The sequence below is a fragment of the Mesobacillus sp. genome, from assembly GCF_049588175.1.
In the GTDB taxonomy this organism is placed as follows: Bacteria; Bacillota; Bacilli; order Bacillales; family Cytobacillaceae; genus Mesobacillus.
Genome location: NZ_JBAVFI010000706.1, coordinates 1 through 1,856 on the forward strand (window position 1 = coordinate 1; position 1,856 = coordinate 1,856).

The window sequence follows — 1,856 nt, forward strand, 5'->3', positions numbered from 1 at the left end:
ATATACGGCTTGCTCCCGAGTGTCGTCTGCAGATAGCAATAATGACAATGACCCATGCACCCTGTTGCAAGAGGTATTGCGTACTCAGCTGATGGCTTAGATGTATCGAACTTCAGCGTTCTGCGGACACCAACTACAAGAGTTGATTTCGCATTACGGTATTGCTGTAATTCGTTATCACCTGGTATACCGCGGACCTGATTATGGGATGTGGTTTCCCTGATTTCGAGCCCCATTTTCTCAAATTTCTCCTTCAGTTCCCTGCCAAGCGGATATTCAAGAGCATTAGGCTCGATATAGACCAATTGTGGTACAAATGCCTTCATTTAAGATTCCTCATTTCATTCCATAATTCCTTACAGTTATTATGGGCAGAAATACAAAAAGAGGATGGAGAAAATATTTCCATCCTCTTTTATTCGGCAGGCTAAAAAACAAATAGGACAATATAATAAAAAAACATGGTAGCAAGGCCAACCGGAACTCCAAATGCCGCCCATTCCTTACTAGTGATGTTTAGCTTACCTGCAGAGATGATATTAGGGATATTTCCTGGTATCAGCATTCCTCCACTTATAATAAGCCCCAGTAAAACAGCTTGGATGGTTTCTCTATCCATAGCAGGACTGATTTCAGCAGCGGCAAGTGTAGCATTGTCCAGTATCGCTGAAATCATATTGATCCAGTATAACAGTGTAGGAGAAAGCCCGATAACATACTCATTAATGAAAGGTTCGAACCCCTGCCCAAGAAATGTGAGCCCCATGACGAACAAGTAGATTTTTAAAGAGCGAACGATAATTTCATTGTAGGACTCTGATTTAGTAACAGACTTTAAGCCATTTTTGGCTTCATGCGGGTTTACCAAAATCATCGACAGGATACCAAAAATAATAATGGCAGGCAAAACTTCAGCACCAATTAATTGCAGCAAATAAAAGAAGTCCTCATTTAATTTACTGATGGTAATGGTAGCTAACGGCTCACCAATCGGTGTTAAGGCAGCTCCAAGGCCAATCGAAAAACAGGCCAAGACGGTAAAACGTATTTCCGATTGTCGGTCTAGCGGGAGAACATTGACGATGATCACAAGGATGATCGCAGCGATAATAGCGGTAATGATACTTGACGCCAAACCAAGAATGACCACTGTTAACGCGAAAAAAATTCTCGGAGTCAATATTCTGCTACCCCATAAAATCGACTTTTCCATTGGCTTTTGAAACCATTTGGTTAGTATGCCTGCGACAAATACAGCGATTGTAATGATAATTGGGTCAACAAGCGCTTTTTCAATTAAAAGCTGATCCAACACACCACTAATTGCTGCAGCAGCAATACCCATTATGAATAAAAAAATCTCCAAATTGTGTTCTACCATTTTAACTGTAAAAGGAAATAACAATACCATAAGTAAAATAACAACTAAACCAATCATATTCCCCAGTCCTTTATCTATTTAATCGTTTCTATTATAAAATTATTCTTAAAATTTTGATAGTTTTACGTTTTAGGATTCTTATATATAGGTATTTGGACAGGGAAAATAATTTTCATTCAGTGGGATTGAGTTATCAAAAATGAGCATAAAAATACCACGGCACTGGGCCGTGGTACCTTCTTGTTTTTTATAATCCGCACTTCAACTGTGCATTACAATTTGTACAAGTGTTGCATCCGCCGATTTCTTTTACTTCGCCTTTGCGGCAGACTGGGCAAGTGTTTCCAACTTCTGATCCAATCGTTACATTCGTTGAACGCAATTCATGGATTGTGTCGACTAACACAACATGCTGTTTTTGCTTTTCTTTTTTATCAATTTGCTCTTCCATAGTGTTCTCTTCCGCTTTAAGCGT

At 39.3% G+C, this 1,856-nt stretch carries 2 protein-coding genes and 1 pseudogene; all 3 read right to left on the reverse strand.

The window, feature by feature from the left end; genetic code table 11:
* On the reverse strand, nt 1-326 hold a 326-nt coding region (locus WB217_RS17215), incomplete at its 3' end, for a spore photoproduct lyase family protein (protein ID WP_423994512.1).
* A 101-nt stretch (nt 327-427) separates the two neighbouring features.
* On the reverse strand, nt 428-1,438 hold the full coding sequence (locus WB217_RS17220; RefSeq protein WP_423994513.1) for a DUF1646 family protein: 1,011 nt from the start codon (nt 1,436-1,438) through the stop codon (nt 428-430).
* A 190-nt stretch (nt 1,439-1,628) separates the two neighbouring features.
* Nucleotides 1,629-1,856, reverse strand: a pseudogene (locus tag WB217_RS17225) (hypothetical protein); the annotation flags it as partial.